This is a genomic window from Arsukibacterium sp. UBA3155, from assembly GCA_002364615.1.
Taxonomy (GTDB): Bacteria; Pseudomonadota; Gammaproteobacteria; order Enterobacterales; family Alteromonadaceae; genus Alishewanella.
The window spans coordinates 77,687-95,276 of record DEYP01000003.1 but is presented as its reverse complement, the minus strand read 5'-3'; the positions used below and the strand labels follow the sequence as shown (position 1 = coordinate 95,276).

General features: G+C 48.2%; 12 protein-coding genes. 9 read left to right on the top strand and 3 right to left on the bottom strand.

Going from position 1 to position 17,590, the window contains the following annotated elements; translation table 11 throughout:
* Positions 1-4,468, top strand: a 4,468-nt coding sequence (locus B2X65_RS01560) for an Ig-like domain-containing protein (protein WP_290610116.1), incomplete at its 5' end; no start/stop codon positions are given.
* Positions 4,469-4,542: 74 nt separating this feature from the next.
* Positions 4,543-5,751, top strand: coding sequence for an EAL and HDOD domain-containing protein (locus B2X65_RS01555; RefSeq protein WP_290610114.1), 1,209 nt, complete (start codon positions 4,543-4,545; stop codon positions 5,749-5,751).
* Between the two features lie 57 nt (positions 5,752-5,808).
* Here B2X65_RS01555 and B2X65_RS01550 read toward each other — a convergent pair whose 3' ends face one another.
* Together B2X65_RS01550 and B2X65_RS01545 are read right to left on the bottom strand one after the other, a co-directional pair.
* Positions 5,809-7,437 (bottom strand): methyl-accepting chemotaxis protein, encoded by a 1,629-nt coding sequence (locus B2X65_RS01550; protein ID WP_290610112.1) that lies wholly within the window; start codon positions 7,435-7,437, stop codon positions 5,809-5,811.
* A gap of 171 nt (positions 7,438-7,608) precedes the next feature.
* Positions 7,609-8,721, bottom strand: a complete 1,113-nt coding sequence (locus B2X65_RS01545) for a GGDEF domain-containing protein (RefSeq protein ID WP_290610111.1) — start codon at positions 8,719-8,721, stop codon at positions 7,609-7,611.
* A 250-nt stretch (positions 8,722-8,971) separates the two neighbouring features.
* On the opposite strand from B2X65_RS01545, the gene B2X65_RS01540 reads away from it, so the two are divergent.
* From B2X65_RS01540 to B2X65_RS01510, 7 genes are all read left to right on the top strand, one after another.
* Positions 8,972-10,939 (top strand): alpha-amylase family protein, encoded by a 1,968-nt coding sequence (locus B2X65_RS01540; RefSeq protein WP_290610110.1) that lies wholly within the window; start codon positions 8,972-8,974, stop codon positions 10,937-10,939.
* Between the two features lie 2 nt (positions 10,940-10,941).
* Complete coding sequence (locus B2X65_RS01535) at positions 10,942-13,392, top strand: TIM-barrel domain-containing protein (RefSeq protein ID WP_290610108.1); 2,451 nt, start codon at positions 10,942-10,944, stop codon at positions 13,390-13,392.
* Positions 13,393-13,618: 226 nt separating this feature from the next.
* Positions 13,619-14,026: a hypothetical protein gene (locus B2X65_RS01530; RefSeq protein WP_290610106.1), complete on the top strand. Its 408-nt coding sequence runs from the start codon at positions 13,619-13,621 to the stop codon at positions 14,024-14,026.
* 170 nt (positions 14,027-14,196) lie between these two features.
* On the top strand, positions 14,197-14,892 hold the full coding sequence (locus B2X65_RS01525; RefSeq protein WP_290610105.1) for a hypothetical protein: 696 nt from the start codon (positions 14,197-14,199) through the stop codon (positions 14,890-14,892).
* 101 nt (positions 14,893-14,993) lie between these two features.
* Positions 14,994-15,800, top strand: coding sequence for a trypsin-like serine protease (locus tag B2X65_RS01520; protein ID WP_290610104.1), 807 nt, complete (start codon positions 14,994-14,996; stop codon positions 15,798-15,800).
* A 92-nt stretch (positions 15,801-15,892) separates the two neighbouring features.
* Positions 15,893-16,162, top strand: coding sequence for a type II toxin-antitoxin system Phd/YefM family antitoxin (locus B2X65_RS01515; RefSeq protein ID WP_290610102.1), 270 nt, complete (start codon positions 15,893-15,895; stop codon positions 16,160-16,162).
* A complete protein-coding gene (locus B2X65_RS01510; RefSeq protein WP_290610100.1) occupies positions 16,163-16,462 on the top strand; it encodes a type II toxin-antitoxin system RelE/ParE family toxin in 300 nt (99 codons plus the stop codon).
* 458 nt (positions 16,463-16,920) lie between these two features.
* Here B2X65_RS01510 and B2X65_RS01505 read toward each other — a convergent pair whose 3' ends face one another.
* Positions 16,921-17,295 carry a hypothetical protein gene (locus B2X65_RS01505; RefSeq protein ID WP_290610098.1) on the bottom strand — a complete coding sequence of 125 codons (375 nt, stop codon included), beginning with the start codon at positions 17,293-17,295 and terminating at the stop codon, positions 16,921-16,923.
* Positions 17,296-17,590 lie beyond the last annotated feature (295 nt).

Below are 17,590 nucleotides of genomic sequence, written 5' to 3'. Positions count from 1 at the left end.
ACCAGCGTTTAACTTAAGCGTCACCAACATTAACGATGCCCCGACGATTAGCGGTTTACCAGCGACAACTGTGGCACAAGACACTGCCTATAACTTTGTACCCACCGCAGCCGATGTGGATGCGGATACCACGCTGACTTTTAGCATTGTCAACAAGCCAAGTTGGGCCGTGTTTAACAGTGCAACTGGCGCCTTAAGCGGCACGCCGGCTAACAGTGATGTGGGCGTGACTAATGCAGTTGTAATTAGTGTGTCGGATGGCAGCTTAAGTGCGGCGCTACCAGCGTTTAACTTAAGCGTCACTAACATTAACGATGCCCCGACGATTAGCGGTTCACCAGCGACAACTGTGGCACAAGACACTGCCTACAACTTTGTACCCACCGCAGCCGATGTGGATGCGGATACCACGCTGACTTTTAGCATCACCAATAAACCAAGCTGGGCAATGTTTAACAGTGCTACTGGCGCCTTAACCGGTACGCCGGCTAACAGTGATGTGGGCGTGACAAACGGTATTGTCATTAGCGTGTCAGATGGCAGCTTAAGTGCGGCATTATCAGCCTTTAACTTAAGCGTCACCAACACTAACGATGCCCCTACCATTAGTGGCACACCCGCGACCACTATCGCACAGGATACGGCTTATAGCTTTGTGCCAATGGCAGCGGATGTGGATGCGGATACCACGCTGACCTTTAGCATTGTCAGCAAACCGAGTTGGGCCAGCTTTAACACAACGACCGGTGCGTTAACCGGTACCCCAACTAATGATGATATTGGGGTGACCAATGCGATTGTGATCAGTGTCACGGATGGCAGTTTAAGTGCAGCATTACCGGCGTTTAACTTAACGGTAAGCAACACCAACGATGCGCCAACGATTAGCGGTTTACCAGCGACAACTGTGGCACAAGATGCTGCCTACAACTTTGTACCAACCGCAGCCGATGTGGATGCTGATACCACATTAACATTTAGCATCACCAATAAACCAAGCTGGGCAATGTTTAACAGTGCTACTGGCGCCTTAACCGGTACGCCGGCTAACAGCGATGTTGGTGTGACCAATGCGATTGTGATTAGCGTATCCGATGGCAGTTTAAGTGCGGTATTACCAGCCTTTAACCTGAGCGTGACTAACACTAATGATGCGCCTACCATCAGCGGCACTCCTGCGACTTCTATTGACGAAGATGCGGCTTATGTATTTGAGCCAACCGCCGAGGATATCGACCCTGATACCACGTTGACGTTCAGTATTACCAATAAACCAAGCTGGGCGACGTTTAGCACCTCAACCGGTGCCTTAACGGGTACGCCGGATAAAGAACATGTGGGTGAAACTACCGGTATTGTGATTAGCGTATCCGATGGTGAATTATCAGCCAGCCTGCCCGCCTTTAAGCTTGAAGTGATAAATGTAAACGAAGCTCCGGTTGCCAATGACGATAATTACACTCTGCCTATGGCGTCCGATAGTATCTATATACTGGATGTATTACTTAACGATACGGATGCTGATGAAGATACGCTAAGTATAACGGCAGCAAGCAGCAGTGTTGGCCAGGTTACGATTGTTGATAATGCGCTTAGTTTTAAACCGGGCGATAACTTCAGCGGGCCAGCCAGCTTACAATATCGGATCAGCGATGGTGAGTTCAGTGCGTCAGCGAATGTTGAAATCGATATTACCGGTACCAACCCGCTAGCGCCAACAATCATTGTGCCACAGGATATCGACGTTAACGCTACTGGTTTATTTACCAGAGTTAATTTGGGTAATGTCATTGCCACAGATGCAGACGGTAATCGTTTAGCGGTCAGCTTGCAAAATGGCAGGCCGTTCTTTGCCCCGGGTAAACACCAGGCGTTTTGGACTGCGACGGATAGCAATGGCCTTAGCAGCACTGAATCGCAAACAGTAAGCGTTCAGCCGCTGATTTCGCTGAGTAAATCTCAACGGGTAAGTGCCGGCAGTTCCGTGACGGTTCAGGTGTTATTAAATGGTCCTGCGCCCGAGTACCCGGTGGAAATAGGCTATACCGTGAGTGGCTCTGCGCTACCGATGTCTGATCATGATCTGACGAGCGGAACCGTGCAGATTAACAGTGGTTTAGCAGCGCCGCTGCAATTCACTGTGTTTGCAGATCTAACGGATGTGGCCAGCAAAGACATTATCATAACGTTAAACGATGGCCAGAATAATGGCAGCAATGCTCAAACCCGGATTAGCATTAACCAGGATAATCTGGCGCCGGAAGTTGCGCTGCAGGCCTCACAAAATGGCCAGCGAAGCATTCAGGTAAGTAAAGCTGGCGGGCTGGTAACCGTAAGCGCAATGGTATCTGATGCCAACAGCGCAGATGATGTAAGCCTGATGTGGCGTGCAGATGAGGCATTGCAAAATACCGCAACTGCAGCGGACCAGTTCATGTTTGACCCGGCAGCGCTTGCTACCGGAGTGTATGAGCTTAACGCAACTGCAACGGATAATGGTACGCCGGCACTCAGCACGACGCGACGCATTACGCTGCTAGTGGTCAATACGCTGCCGGTATTGGGTGATGCAGATAGCAACAATAATCTAATCCCCGATAGTGAGGAAGGTGCAGGCGACAGCAATGGCAACGGCATACCGGACTATCTGGATCCGGGCCTGTCTTGTCAGGCGATGCCAGAGCGTTTAGCACAGGTAGACCGTTACCTGGCTGAAAGTGAGCCTGGCGTGTGTTTATCCAAAGGTGCAGCTGCCTTACTGACCAACACGGGTGGCATTGAGCTTGGTACCGATGTGGTGATCATGCTGGAGCCGGATATGCAGGCTACTCATACCGGCGGGTTATTCGATTTCGTTTTAACTGAATTACCTCAGCCTGGGCAGAGTAATCGGGTTGTACTACCCCAAACGCAACCGGTACCTGCTAATGCGGTTTATCGTAAATACACGGCCGCTGATGGCTGGGCTAATTTTGTAATTGACAGTAATAACCAGCTATACAGTGCTGCGGGCGAACCAGGCTATTGCCCGACGCCGGGTGCAAGTGAATGGCAAGCCGGTTTGACTGAAGGTCATTGGTGTGTGCAGTTGCAAATAGAAGATGGTGGCCCGAACGATGCTGATGCTATCGTTAATAGCGCTATTGTTGACCCGGGTGGTGTGGCGGTGCCGTTCTCAGGCAATGCCTTACCGCAAGCGGCGGCAGATAGTTTCAACCTGCAATGGAACCAAAGCCATGAGCTGGATGTATTAAGTAACGATAGTGATGCCGATAGTGACGCCCTTAGCCTTACCCAGGTATCGGCTAACTTTGGTCAGGTGAGTATCAGTGCTGATATGACTCAGATCATTTATACCCCGGCTACAGACTTTATTGGCAGCGACACCCTGGTTTATGGTGTTACTGATGGTAATGGTGGTACCGCAAGTGCGCAGGTTGCCATTAGTGTTTACTTTAATCAGGCACCACAAATTAGCCCGATAGCCACTGTTAACACAGATGATCGCACACCGATAACCATTAATGTGTTAGCGAATGCCAGCGATGCAGACGGTGATGCACTCAGTGTTACTGCAGCCAGTGCAGAGCAAGGCACGGTGACAGTGTCTAAGGGCATGTTGCGTTATGTGCCTAAATTTGGTTTTGACGGTAGTGATACGGTAAGTTTTGTTATTAGCGATGGCCGCGGTGGTATTGTGCAAGGTGAAGTATTAGTCTCGGTTCAAGCCTACGAGGTGATTACGGTGGTGAATAAATCCTCTGGTGGCTCAACCGGAGCCTGGAGCTTGCTGTTGTTAAGCGTGCTGTTACTGCGCCGGGTTAAAGGCGCTGCAGTGCTGTTTAACAAAGGCGCAGCCGCCATGCTGCTGGTGCTAATGAGTTCGGTGTTGCTAATGAGCGCGCCAACGGCACAGGCAGCAGGCTTGTCGCTGGAGGGCTATATCGGCCAGAGCAAAGCAAGCCAATCTGCCAGTGATATCGGGGCAGGTTTGCCGGCAGAAGCGACGTTGTTAAGCTACGACGATAGCGCTACCAGCTTTGCGCTGGGCGCTAGCTTTGCGCTGACAAATACGCTGGAAATAGAAGCGCATTATGTTGATTTGGGTGAGGCCTCGCTGAGTATTGCGGGTGATACACTCAGTGCTGAGCAGTTACATCAACAGGTATCCGATGTTGGTCCGTTACTGGCCAAAGGTATTCGCAGCGGTTTTAGCTTTACTTTATTGCAAGCCGAAGGCTGGTCAATGGCTGTGCAGGCCGGGGTATTTAGTTGGTGGAGCAATAGCAGTAGTCAGTATGGCAATACTATTATTCGCAGCAGCGATTCTGATACTGATATTTACTGGGGTGCAAGCGCAGGCTATGCGTTAACTGAGCCGCTAACATTGCAATTGCAATACACCCGCTACAACTTAAGCGGTAATAAAGCTGATAGTGTGATGCTGGGATTGAGCTATAACTTTTAGCACGGCGGCTTTTGGTTGTTATTGATGTAAATCCGAATATACTGATGAACGGGAAGTAAAGGAGTTGCGCAATTATGTACGGTTATATTGCCCGTCAGCCTATTTTCGATGCTAACAAATCAGTATGTGGCTATGAGCTATTGTTCAGGGATGGCGAAGCGAATAGCTTTCCAAATATTGATGCCGACGAAGCAACCAGTAAGTTATTACTGCAACATCACTTATTGCTGGGTGTTGAAAGCATTACCGGTAACAAACCTGCTTTTATTAATTTTTCTGCTGATACCCTGCTGCATCGTTTTCCAACCTCTATTAACCCGGCCAGCACGGTCATTGAAATACTGGAAACGGTACCGGCAAGTCCGGAGCTATTAGAGGTATGTCAGAATTTGCATAGCCAGGGGTATAAACTGGCGCTGGATGACCACGACTTTGACCCGAAATGGGATGAGTTTCTACCCTATATTACTTATGTGAAAATAGACGTACTACAGTTTAACTTGCTGCAAATTAGCCGTTATTTGCGACGAATTGCCGATTTTCCCTTAATACTGCTCGCTGAAAAAGTAGAAACCGCTGAGCAATTTGAAAAGCTGAAAATGATGGGCTTTGTGCTGTTTCAGGGCTACTTATTTGCCCGGCCGGAAATGATGAAGCAAAAGCAGCTTAGTTCTAACAAAGCGAATTTGTTGTCGTTAATTGCTGAGTCATCAAAAGCCGAACTCGATTTTGATTTGCTGGCGGGTATTTGTCAGCGGGACGTCGGACTGTCCTATAAATTATTGCGGTTTGTAAATAACAGTCAGTTTGCTGCACGTCAGCCCATTAGCTCACTAAAACTGGCCATGGTATCAATGGGCGAGCCTGAGCTGAAAAAGTTTATCGCGTTGCTGGCACTGGCTAACTTAGCAGATGGCGAACAGGATGACCGGCTAACCGTGGCATTAATCCGGGCGCGGTTTTGTGATCTACTGGCTGAACAAAAACACCTGTCGAACAACCCCCCCAGTGCGTTTTTAACCGGTTTATTCTCTAACGTGCATGAAATTATCGAACAGCCCCAACTGGTCATGCTCGAGCAGCTGCCACTGCAAACCGAAATTAAGCAGGCATTGCTGAGCCAGTCAGGCCTGCTTGGAAAAATGTTGCAATTAGCGTTGGCGTTCGAACGCGGTGACTGGGAAACCACCATCGACCTGGAGCAGCAAATCAGTGGTATTGCCAAACTGGCCGACGTATATCAGCAAGCTGTGCGTTGGGCAGATACAATCCTGATTCGCTAGCAATTAAAAGTTAATTCGATACCTCTCCGGTTATTGCAACCACGCTACCGACAACAACTACACTTTAAAGCGCTGTACCAAGTCAATCAGACGCTGCTCCAATTCTGTAAGTTGACCGGTTGCAGCTGACAAATCGGCTGCATTTTTAGTTGCTTGATCAGCCAGTTGTGCTATTTGATTAATACTGTGGCTGATATCTCCTGCTACCGAAGTTTGCTGCTCAGCTGCGCTGGCAATCTGAATATTCATTTGCGTAATAGTACTGACAGAACCTGTAATGGTTTTAAGCGATCCGCTGGCTTTGTCGGCTTGCTGCACCGTCTGCAGTGACTGCTCGCGGCTGCGCTGCATTACTTGTACCGCAGCTTTAGTACCTTGTTGGAATTGAGAAATCATTTGCTGTATTTCATTAGTACTTTGCTGAGTGCGTGTCGCCAGAGTGCGCACCTCATCTGCCACCACTGCAAACCCCCGACCTTGTTCACCTGCTCGTGCTGCTTCTATAGCCGCGTTTAATGCGAGCAAGTTAGTTTGCTCGGCAATACTGCGGATCACATTAACTACCGAGCCAATTTGGTCGGCGTCAGCGCCCAGTTTTTCAATGGTATCGCCAGCGGTATTAACCTCTGCTGCCAATGTTTGAATTGAAGCTATGGTTTGGGCGACACTTTTCTGACCGCCTACGGCCTCTTTATCGGCTTCTTCGGCTGTACTTACTGCTAAACGTGCGCTATTTGCGACATCTTGCACGGCGGTAGACATCTGATAAATTGCCGCAGCTACTTGAGTCGTTTCTGTTTTTTGCCTAACAGCATCATTGGTGGTAAGACTGACAATATTTTGCATACTCACTGCGCTGTGACTCAGTGCTAATACAGCTTGCTTTACCTCTATTACCAGCTGTTGTATTTTTTCAGCGAAATCATTGAAACCCCGTGCAACTTCTCCTACTTCATCCGAAGTTTCTACCCGCAGCCGCTCTGTTAAGTCTCCCTCACCCTCGCTAATATTAATTAATGCTGTTGACGCTTTTTGCAGCGGCTTAACCACTAAATCAGCAATAAATAGTGCCAGCCCAACCACTAGCACCAGCATTAATACCGCACCACCGACCATCATTAACAAGGTAGTTCGAATACGCTGGTCTATTTGCTGCTGTTTCTGTTCTACCCGCCGTTCAATATCATCAATATAAAAACCTGAGCCGATGATCCAGCGATCATTAAACATGCTTTTGGCATAACTTAATTTTGGCGTTAAGCCGCCGCGAGTCTTCTCTTCCCACATATAGTTGACAAAACCGCCGCCCTTTTTGCCGGCACTAACCAGTTCTCTTACCAGAAATACACCATTCGGGTCGGTTAATTGTGTAAGATTCCGACCCTCCAGCGCTTCATTGAAACCATGAACAAGCACGACTCCGTTAAGGTCATAAATAAACATATAGCCATGGTCACTGAATCTCATAGCTCGAATCTGCGCTTTAGCTTCCTCCTGCTGTGCTTCAGTTGGTTTACTGCCTGAAAGCTGTGGCGTAACCGCAGTTATCGCTATCTCAATATGATGCTTTAAAGCATCTTGCTTCTCCTGCAGCATATCAACACGAAATTGGCGTATCTCCTCCGTACCCATAGTATGCATTTGGTGATATATCATCACTATTAGTGCCAGAACAATTGCTATCATGGGCAGCACCGCTAACAATAACATTTTATTTTTTAGCGAAAAGTTAAACATCATCATCTCCGACACACCGAAATCAATGCCATATTTATTGCAGCATCTGGTTATTATCGCCCAGTGTAGTAATTGTATGATTGTAACGATATAGCACTTAAGTTAAGTGCTGTGCGGCAGCTAATCGATAGCAAAAACTTTGTCGTTGCCAGCCAGATACGATACCTGATTGCGCCCCCTGGCTTTTGCCTGATATAACGCCTGGTCGGCTGATGCAATCAACTGGTCAATGTGGTCACCTGCCTGAAAGCTTGCAATACCAATACTGGCGGTAAGTTGCAGCTCGGCGGCTTCAGTAAATGGTTGTGCACTCAGCTGTTGCCGTAGCCGTTCGGCGATTGTAACCGCCTCAGGTTGGCCAGTATCAGGTAATAAAGCCAGAAACTCTTCACCACCATAACGAGCCAGCCAGTCTACGTCTCTAAGTGCGTCTTTAAAGCAGTTACTGGCATGAACTAACGCTTGATCGCCAATTTGATGGCCGTATTTATCATTAATTTTTTTGAAGTAGTCCAGGTCGATCAGTAGGATGCTAAATACTGAATGGTGGCGCTCACATATTCTAGCTTGATTTAATAATTGTTGATCAATGATACGCCGGGTCCATAAGCCTGTTAGGCTATCGCGATCAGCAAGTGAGCGAATTTTGCTTACTAGCCGTGCAAAGGCATTGCCGACAAGGCTTAAGTTTATAACGACAGTCAGTACCACCAAAAACCACAACTGCAACAGTGAATCCGGATGCTTAATTGAGACATAAGCGTTTGCAGCACTTTGCTCCTGAATGATAAATGCTATCCGGATTAAAAAAAACAGCGAAACTAGCGCAAATGGACAACTGACAGAACCCGCAGCAACAGCATCAAACTCCTGTCTGATCCCCCGGAAATTGGCCCAGGCAGCATAGGCAAATAAGCTGGATGCCACAATTGAGAACACGATCCCAACCAGCCAGGCATTGTTAGTATTATGGCTGGAAAAGAATAAAATAATCAGTGCCAGAGTGAGGATTATCCGGGCACGCCGGGTCGACCAGGATAATTTGAATAAATGAAGCAAGCCGGTGTAAATGAAATAAAAACCCACTAACATCGATGCATTCGAGGAAAACCAATACCAGAATGTGGGCGGCTCTATCCGGATATAAATTAAAAATGTACCAATAAAAATCAACAAATTAGACAATGCAAAGTGACGGCTGGCCAGAGGGCAAATACGAACTAACCAGCTCATTACGCACCAGGATAGGCAGCCCACGCAAGACAGTAACGCAATAAATAAAATTAAGAGCGGGGCTTCGGTGGTTGCGTCCATTTCATATCTCCTTCCGCTGCCTACTATAGCCAGCGTCAGGCTTAAATAATAGTGTTTTTCTGGTCCGATTGTAGGGTTTTATTGCATACGTATGCAATAAAAAAAACCAGCCAGCGCTGGCAATTCTGGGGTAACTTAATGGGTTACTACAGTGGCTGGACAATACGCAATGACGACTCAACCTACAACTGATATTTTTCGTCCCCGCATTACTCTTTTGCTGGCCACTTTAGCGATGCTTGGCCTGGCAGGCTGCGGCCAGCCGCCAGTCGACCCGGCCACGACAACACAGTCTGCGACTAAACCTTCTTCGCAGCCAGTGCAGGCCACTCCTGAACGTCACGGCAAGCCGGTGGTATATCAGGTATTTACCCGGCTGTTTGGTAATACTAATAGCACTAACAAACCCTGGGGCACCACAGAAGAAAACGGCGTAGGCAAGTTTAACGACTTTACCGATGACGCGCTGGCCGGTATTAAAGCGCTGGGTACCAGTCATATCTGGTATACCGGGGTGCCGCATCATGCGGTTATTAATGATTACACGGCGTTTGGCATTAGCCTGGACGACCCCGATGTGGTAAAAGGCCGTGCCGGCTCGCCCTATGCGGTAAAAGACTATTACAGTGTTAATCCCGATTTAGCGGTTAACCCGGCGAATCGGTTGGCAGAGTTTAAAGCTTTAATTGAGCTCACCCATCGGCATGATATGCAGGTGATAATTGATATTGTGCCTAACCATGTAGCGCGGGATTACCAGTCACTCGCTAAGCCCGACGGGGTAAGCGATTTTGGCGCGAATGACGACAGCACGGTTGAATATGCCCGCAACAATAACTTTTACTATGTGCCGGGTAAGGCGTTTCAGGTACCACAGTGGCCAGACAATTATCAGGTTTTAGGCGGCGAGCCACACCCGCTGGCCGATGGCCAGTTTAGTGAAACCCCGGCAAAATGGACCGGTAACGGCGCCCGCGCTGCTCAGCCGGCATTTGATGACTGGTACGAAACGGTAAAAATTAACTATGGCGTGCGACCGGACGGCAGCTACGATTTTGACCGCTTGCCCTCAGAGTATGCTGAAAAAGACTGGCAGGCGCATTATCAGTTCTGGCAGGGTAAGGACGTACCGGACTCCTGGGTAAAATTCCGCGATATTACGCTATACTGGCTAGATTTTGGCGTCGATGGTTTCCGTTATGATATGGCGGAAATGGTACCGGTGGAGTTCTGGAGCTATTTAAACTCGCATATTAAACAGGTTAACCCCAATGCCTTTTTACTGGCTGAGGTGTATCAGCCTGATTTATACCGGGATTATATAAAACTGGGCTTAATGGACTACCTGTACGACAAAGTAGAATTTTACGACAGCTTAAAGCGGGTGATGCAGGGCAGCGGGCCTGCCTCGGCTCTGGTAGAGACCCAGCAACGGATGGCAGATATAGAGCACCACATGCTGCACTTTCTGGAAAACCATGACGAGCAGCGAATTGCCAGCCCGGATTTTGCCGGTGATGCCCGTAAAGGTATGCCCGCTATGGTGGTATCGGCGTTAATCAGTACCTCGCCGACTATGCTGTATTTTGGTCAGGATGTTGGCGAGCCTGGCGCACAGAACGCCGGTTTTGGCCAGCCGACCCGCACCAGCATTTTTGATTATGTTGGCGTGCCACACCATCAACGCTGGATGAACGGTGGCAAATTTGATGGCGGCGCCCTGACTAAAGATGAAGCAGCGCTGCGCGATTTTTATGTGCGGTTAATGCAGTTCAGTGCCACAGCACCGGCGTTACTGGGCGATTACTATCCGTTGCATAGCGCAAACCTGGCTGCTGATAGTGCCTACAGCGAACAGCAACTGGCTTTTGCCCGGTACACTGATCATCAACAGCAGGATGCGCAGCAGTTAATTGTGGTCAGTAATTTTAATGCCGAACAAGCCAGTGAGTTTGAGCTGATACTGCCATCGGAACTGGTAAGCGAGTGGCAATTAGCCGATGGCAGCCATGGTCTGGCTGGACAGTTAGGCGAAGAGGCTAACGTGCTGCAGGTTACAAATGGTATAGGGCGGGTTACTATTGCGCTGCAGCCGCTGGATTCGGTGGTGTATCGCGTGCAGTATTATCAGGAGTAATCATGCGCTATCTAATTTCCATAAGCCGCTTGCTGGCGGCCTTTGGCCTGCTGACCGTTTTTGCGACGGCCGCGGCCGATTATCAGTCACACCGTCAGCTGGGCAATCAATTATTGTTAAAAACCAGCGATGGCGAGCTGGCCATTACCTTTTTTCAACCACAGGTAGCAGAAGTCCATTATTTGCCAGGCGGCCACACTCAGCTACCGTCATTTGCCATTGGCAGTAAGCCAGCACCGCTTACCCTGACGGTCGTGAATCAGGACGATCACTTAGTGTACCGCTCAGAGCAAATGAGCGTAAAAATAGCCAAATCCCCGCTGAAACTGAGCTTTTACAAAGATGGCGAGTTGATCACCACCGAGCAACCGGGTTTCTTTCGCGACAAGGAACAACTAGGCTTTAAATTTGCGTTAACGGCGCAGGAAAAACTGTTTGGCGCCGGTCAGCGCGTATTGGGTATGGACCGGCGTGGTCACCGCCTGCCGCTGTATAACAAAGCACACTACGGTTACAGCACCGAATCTACCCAAATGTATTTCAGCCTGGCTGGCGTCATGTCGAGCAACAAATATATGTTGTTGTTTGATAACTCGGCCGCAGGCCATATCGATTTAGGTAAAACCGCCGCCGATACGCTGGAGTTCAGTGCGATGGGCGGACGAAGCGCTTATATTGTGGTTGCCGCGGATAGCTTTCCGCAGCTGATTGATAACTACCTGACAGTAAGTGGCAAGCCTTTGCTACCAGCACGCTGGACGCTGGGCAGTTATGCCTCACGTTTTGGCTATCGCACTGAGGCAGAAGCGCGGGAGGTGGTACAAAAATACCGCGAACTAGGCCTGCCACTCGACGCGATCGTGCTCGACTTATACTGGTTTGGCCCGGACATTAAGGGCCATATGGGTAACCTTGCATGGGATCGCGAGGCCTTTCCAGAGCCAGAGCAAATGCTGGCCGATTTTAAAGCCGATGGTGTTAACACCATTTTAGTCACAGAACCTTTTGTGTTAACCAGCTCGAGGCGCTGGCAGGAAGCTGCAGCGGCAGGAGTATTGGCCAAAGCAGCGGATGGCAGTCCGAAAACCTTTGATTTTTATTTTGGTAATACCGGCTTAATAGATGTGTTTAACCCGGTCGCCGCCGACTGGTTCTGGCAAATTTATAAAGATCTGGCCGAGCAGGGCGTGGCTGGGGTATGGGGCGATTTAGGTGAGCCGGAAGTGCACCCCTCTGATACCCAACATATGCTGGGCACTGCTGATGAAATTCATAACGCCTACGGCCATCGCTGGGCCGAACTGGTGTATCGCGGTTACAAGCGTAACTTTGCCGACACCCGGCCATTTATTATGATGCGGGCTGGCAGCTTAGGTTCGCAGCGCTATGGCATGGTGCCGTGGACCGGCGATGTCGACCGCAGTTGGGGTGGCCTGCAGCCGCAGGTAGAACTCGCGCTGCAAATGAGCCTGTTCGGCTTTGGCTATATTCACTCTGATTTAGGCGGTTTTGCCGGTGGCGAAACCTTCGATCCGGAGCTGTATATCCGTTGGTTGCAATATGGCGTGTTTCAGCCGGTATACCGGCCGCATGCTCAGGAGCATATCGCACCGGAGCCGGTATTTCACAGCCAGCAGGTAATAGACACCCTGCGACCCTACCTGAACCTGCGGTATCAGTTGCTGCCCTACCTGTATACCATGGCCTGGCAGCACAGCCAGACCGGTATGCCATTAATGCGGCCGTTGTTTTTCCTCGATGAAGACAATACCGGCTTTATGGACGAAACCAACAGCTACCTGTGGGGCGATGCGTTTTTAGTGGCACCGGTCACGAAGCCCGGCGTGCGCAGCTGGCCAGTCAATATGCCCGATGGCATCTGGTTCGACTTTTTCAGCGGTAAGCGTTATCAGGGCGGTGAGCTGACCGAAGTGCCGGTAAGCATCGATACCATACCAGTGCTGGTAAAGGCCGGCAGCTTTGTGCCGATGGTTGAACCGATGACCAGTACCCGCGATTACAGTTCAAAAGCCTTAACCGTGCACTATTATGCCGACAGTACTGTCAGCTGCAGCAAAGGCCAGATGTATGAAGACGATGGTATTAGCGCCAATAGTATCGAAAATGGTAACTATGAGCTGCTGAATTTCTATGCGCTGGATTCTAACGGGCAGGATAGTGAAAGCGGCTTAAAGTTGGAATTTAGCCGCAGTGCCGGTGAGAATGGCGGCGATTACAGCGGCAAACCGGAGAGCCGCGAGCTTACGGTTGTGCTGCATAACCAAAGCGCTAAAGCCGGTCGGGTTACGGTAAATGGCCAGTTTATCGCCATTGTTGCTCAGCCCCAGCGCTTCGCCCGCCAGCAAAATGTGGCGTACTACGACAAAGCCAGCAAGCAGTTAAAAATTAAAACCGACTGGCAAGGTGATAAACTGCAATTCCAGGTGCGCTAAGCCACGAACAACTTCCTTTTATCAATTAGCTGTGCCAAACAACAACCTGAGTTTTTAGGGTTGTTGTTTGGGCAGTTGTTTCACTGTAGCTCCTGTCCTTAAGCCGCTTAGGCTCAATACCCGAGATATTTGGCACACTCTGGCAATATGTAGTTGATGTAGAGAAAAATGTTGGATAATTTAGCAAAGTGTAAAGTGCAGCTTCACTCACGCAACAGGTAACTACATGAGCAAATATATATTTCTGGCGTTTTTATCAATTTCATTTGGCATTAATGCTGTTGAAATAGAACCATTTCCCAAGGCGAAAATAACAGTTGAGCAGTGGCAGGAGTACTTTAGTGATGTAAGCAACGAATTTGGCGATACAAAAAGAATTTTTGAAGAGCAGAATTTGGTCGTTTTTTCAAACGATCAACTGCGTGCAAATATTGCTTTCACCACAGAAAATCATGCTGCGCATCCTGCCTGGGTGACCCGGTATGTCACTCAAAACAACGACTCCGTTAATATTGCCCAGATAGGTTACTTTGCAGGTGAAGAAGCGCCTTTCGCCAAGCTTTTTAACGAGTACGCGAAACTAAACGACAAAGTTAAAGAGAACTTGAAGCTAGAAAATGGCTCGGTTAAATAGAGGTCTGAATAAGTAAATTAATTTCGTTATTGCCGCTAAAGTGGCCTCCATGTGTCGCCTTTTGGACGGATAGCAATGGGTTAACGGAATCCAGTCACAATTGCGAAAGGCTTTAGTGTCACCAGATTAGATCACCCATTAAACGGGGAAAGCAACACAAGGAGTTTTATGTGAGCAATCGAGTTATGAGTTTCATTGAAAAATCTAATAAGGTACTGCTGTTTCTCGCTGCAATAGTTGTGATTATTACTGTGGGTAAGGAGCTGCTCAAAGACCTTTTCCGGCAGGATTATTCAGACCCAACGGTGCAAGTGATCACACACGATGATGCATTGGCAACAGAGCAAAAAATAAAACTTAAAACGCAGTATGTAGGCTTGCTTAAGGATGTACATATTTTCGAAGTAACGTCTGATAAAGTTGTGCAACAGCTACCGTATAGTTCAGGTGCGGAGAAGATTGCAATTTTATCGTCGTTCAGTTTAAGCAGTAATGCAGTAAATCTGATGTTCGCCAAAGTGGGTGAACAACGGACCTTACTATTTCAAAACAATGCTTTAATAGTGGATTTTTCTCCTGTGCGCGAGCAGCAAACTCAGTACGACAAAACCTTAAGTAAAAATATCTATTCAGTAGCCAGGCAAGACACAAACAACGATGGTTTTTTAAACCAGAATGACAAAAAAGAATTACTGGTTTCTGAGTATGATGGCGCCAATTTAACGCCAGTTATGGATGATATTGAAGGCTATCGAATTGTCGATAATGACACGGTCCTGATTTATACCGTGCCGGGCGGCGAGACATTATATTATATTTTTAACGTGGGAACAGGCGAGCTTAAACAGTTGGACATAAGCTTATAGCTAACTAATCAAAAGGGTTAGTGTCATTGATCAGTCATAGGAAAAGAGTAGTGGCGCAAATATCGTTGATACTGACCCCATCGATACCAAAGGAAACATAAATGCCTCGAATGTTGTTTTTCACCCTGCTTGTCCTGTCTTTCAGTGCGAGCGCCATCGTTATTCGTCACGATATTGATGATTCAGAGTATCGGGTACAGGCTACTGAGTTTTCTGCTCTGGCCGACATGCCTGGTGAGGGGCATGGCGTATTGATCGCGCCGCAGTGGGTTATTACCGCCGCTCATGCGATTAGTTGGCAATCTGAAATAAAACAGATAACGGTTGGTGGTATAACCAGAGCTGTTGAACGCATCGAGATCCATTCCGGCTACAAAGCTCCACCTCAACAGCTACTACAGCAAGCGCTGGCTACCTGGGACTGGACGCTTTTCAGGGCTCTGCTTGCTTCGTCAGATGACATTGCACTGCTGAAATTGGCACAACCCATTACTGATATCCCGCCTGTGGCTATCTACACTAGTAACAATGAGTTCGGCCAAACTGTTAAAGTTATAGGCAAAGGCGCAACCGGTAACGGCGTGGGCGGTTATGGATTCAGTAGTTCTCACCGCACAGAACTTCGTCGGGCTTACAACACAGTCAGCAGTGCCGATGGTCGCTGGTTTTGCTATGTGTTCGACAACCCAGCGGATGCTTTACCGCTTGAAGGCGGATCAGGTAGTGGCGACAGTGGCGGGCCAGTTCTGATTGAAGCTGAGCAGGAGTGGTTGCTGGCGGGGCTCACTTCATGGAGCGACTTGCAAAGCACTGACAGAACTCCCGGACGGTATGGTCAAGTCAGTTGCAATGTTCGGCTGAGCCATTATCAATACTGGATTGAAAGTGTTATTTCGGCGCAGCCGTAGTGGCTTAGAGTGTTGCGAATGGTCAACTTTGTTGTTGACGGCACCTTTATACAGGTGCTATCAATGGCCCTGTTAATAGCCGAGGTGGCAAAATGCAAACCAAATTTTCTGAGGATGTTATTCCTCTGTCTGATCTGAAAGTCAATCCTGGCAAAGTAGTGGGCCGTGCCAATGAAACCCATCGGCCGATTCTGTTAACGAGCCGGGGACGCGGTGTTGCTGTAGTGCAAGGTCTTGACGATTATGAAAAAATGGCTGAAGAGCTTCTTTTTGTTAAGGCTGTAGCTAAAGGGTTGGCTGATATTCGTGAAGGCGATACAGTTACTCTGGATGAGGCGAAAAAGATACTTGGCGTGGTGTAAGTGAAGCTTGTTATTGCGCGGTCTGCGCTAAATGATTTGCTGGATATTAAGGCTTACTATACTGAACAGGGCGTTTCGGAAATTGGCCAGCGGTTTGTCAGCGCTATTTTGGAAAAGGCGCAAAAGCTGGCAGATCACCCCGACTCAGGCAGGAAAGTGCCTGAGTTTTATCAAGAGCAAATTCGCGAGCTTATTTACCCGCCGTTCCGCATTGTTTACTTGCGACATGCTTCGGTCGTCAGTTTAGTCCGGGTATGGCGCAGTGAAAGAATACTGTTGCTTCCTGAAGCTGACATATAACACGCCCTAGTACTTGTTGGCAGATCAAAAGGGTCAGTGTCATTGATCTGATATAAGGTAAGCTTAGTGGCGCAAATATCGTTGATACTGATCTCATCGATTCCTAAGTTAAGACTGACAACCTCTTAAATTGCAAACAAGGAACGAAAGCCATGGCAAAGATACTGCGCCAGTAGCGCTTGCCGTTTAAGTGTTATCTGCCCCAATTTTCGTTATCTGACCCCCAATCTTTTATAGGGTTAATCAGTATGCCAGCACAGCAGCAGGTACTGACTGGCATGAGATCTGTGGTTTGTACAACTTATTGCTGCAAGCCGACTCGTCAGCGGTTGTTGCCTTAAATCGCGCAGTTGCATCGTTAAACCCTGTTTTTAAGTTACGAACATAATGGCAAAATAAACGGCATAAAAAAGGCCTGGCATGTGCCAGGCCTTACTATATTTAAAACTGAAGGGTGGTTACATATCAAACCAGCCGTCATCGCCGGCCTTGTTCCATTCATCATTATCCAAATAACCATTGTCATCTTCATCGTAGTAGTCAAACAGGGAGATGTTAAGCTCATCATAGGTCAGATAGGTATCGCCGTCGGCATCCCAACTGGCGAAATCATCGGCGTCAAATACTGAAATACCCAGCTCTTCTTCATCTAATAAGCTGTCATTGTTGGTGTCCCGGTTAGTATATACATCGTAATCAAAGACATAACGCTGATATTCAGGTGCAGACAACATGCCATCGCGGTTAGTGTCGGCGGTTTCAAATGTATTCGCAGCGAATGCCATACTACTTGCCAGCAACAAAGTGGTGAATAACGTTGTGTGCTTAATCATTACTGCCTCCTTATGTAAGGTTGAACATTAAGGTTCTTGGCGAACAAAGGTAGGGTTGCAAACATGGTGCCAGGCTTTTTATATCTATCATATTGTTATTAATGGGTTTTCATTGAAGCAGGCTCAGGAATTACAAAATCAGTGCAATATCTTCAGGGTGTTGGGTAAGTTCTACAGCGGCGAATGCCCGTACTGTGGTTGGCGTAGTTCCAGCCCGGTTTGTGCCTGATGTTTGGTATAGCGGTCTTTAATGCTGCCCGTCACAGACCTATTCATGTAAATTACTGAAGGCAGC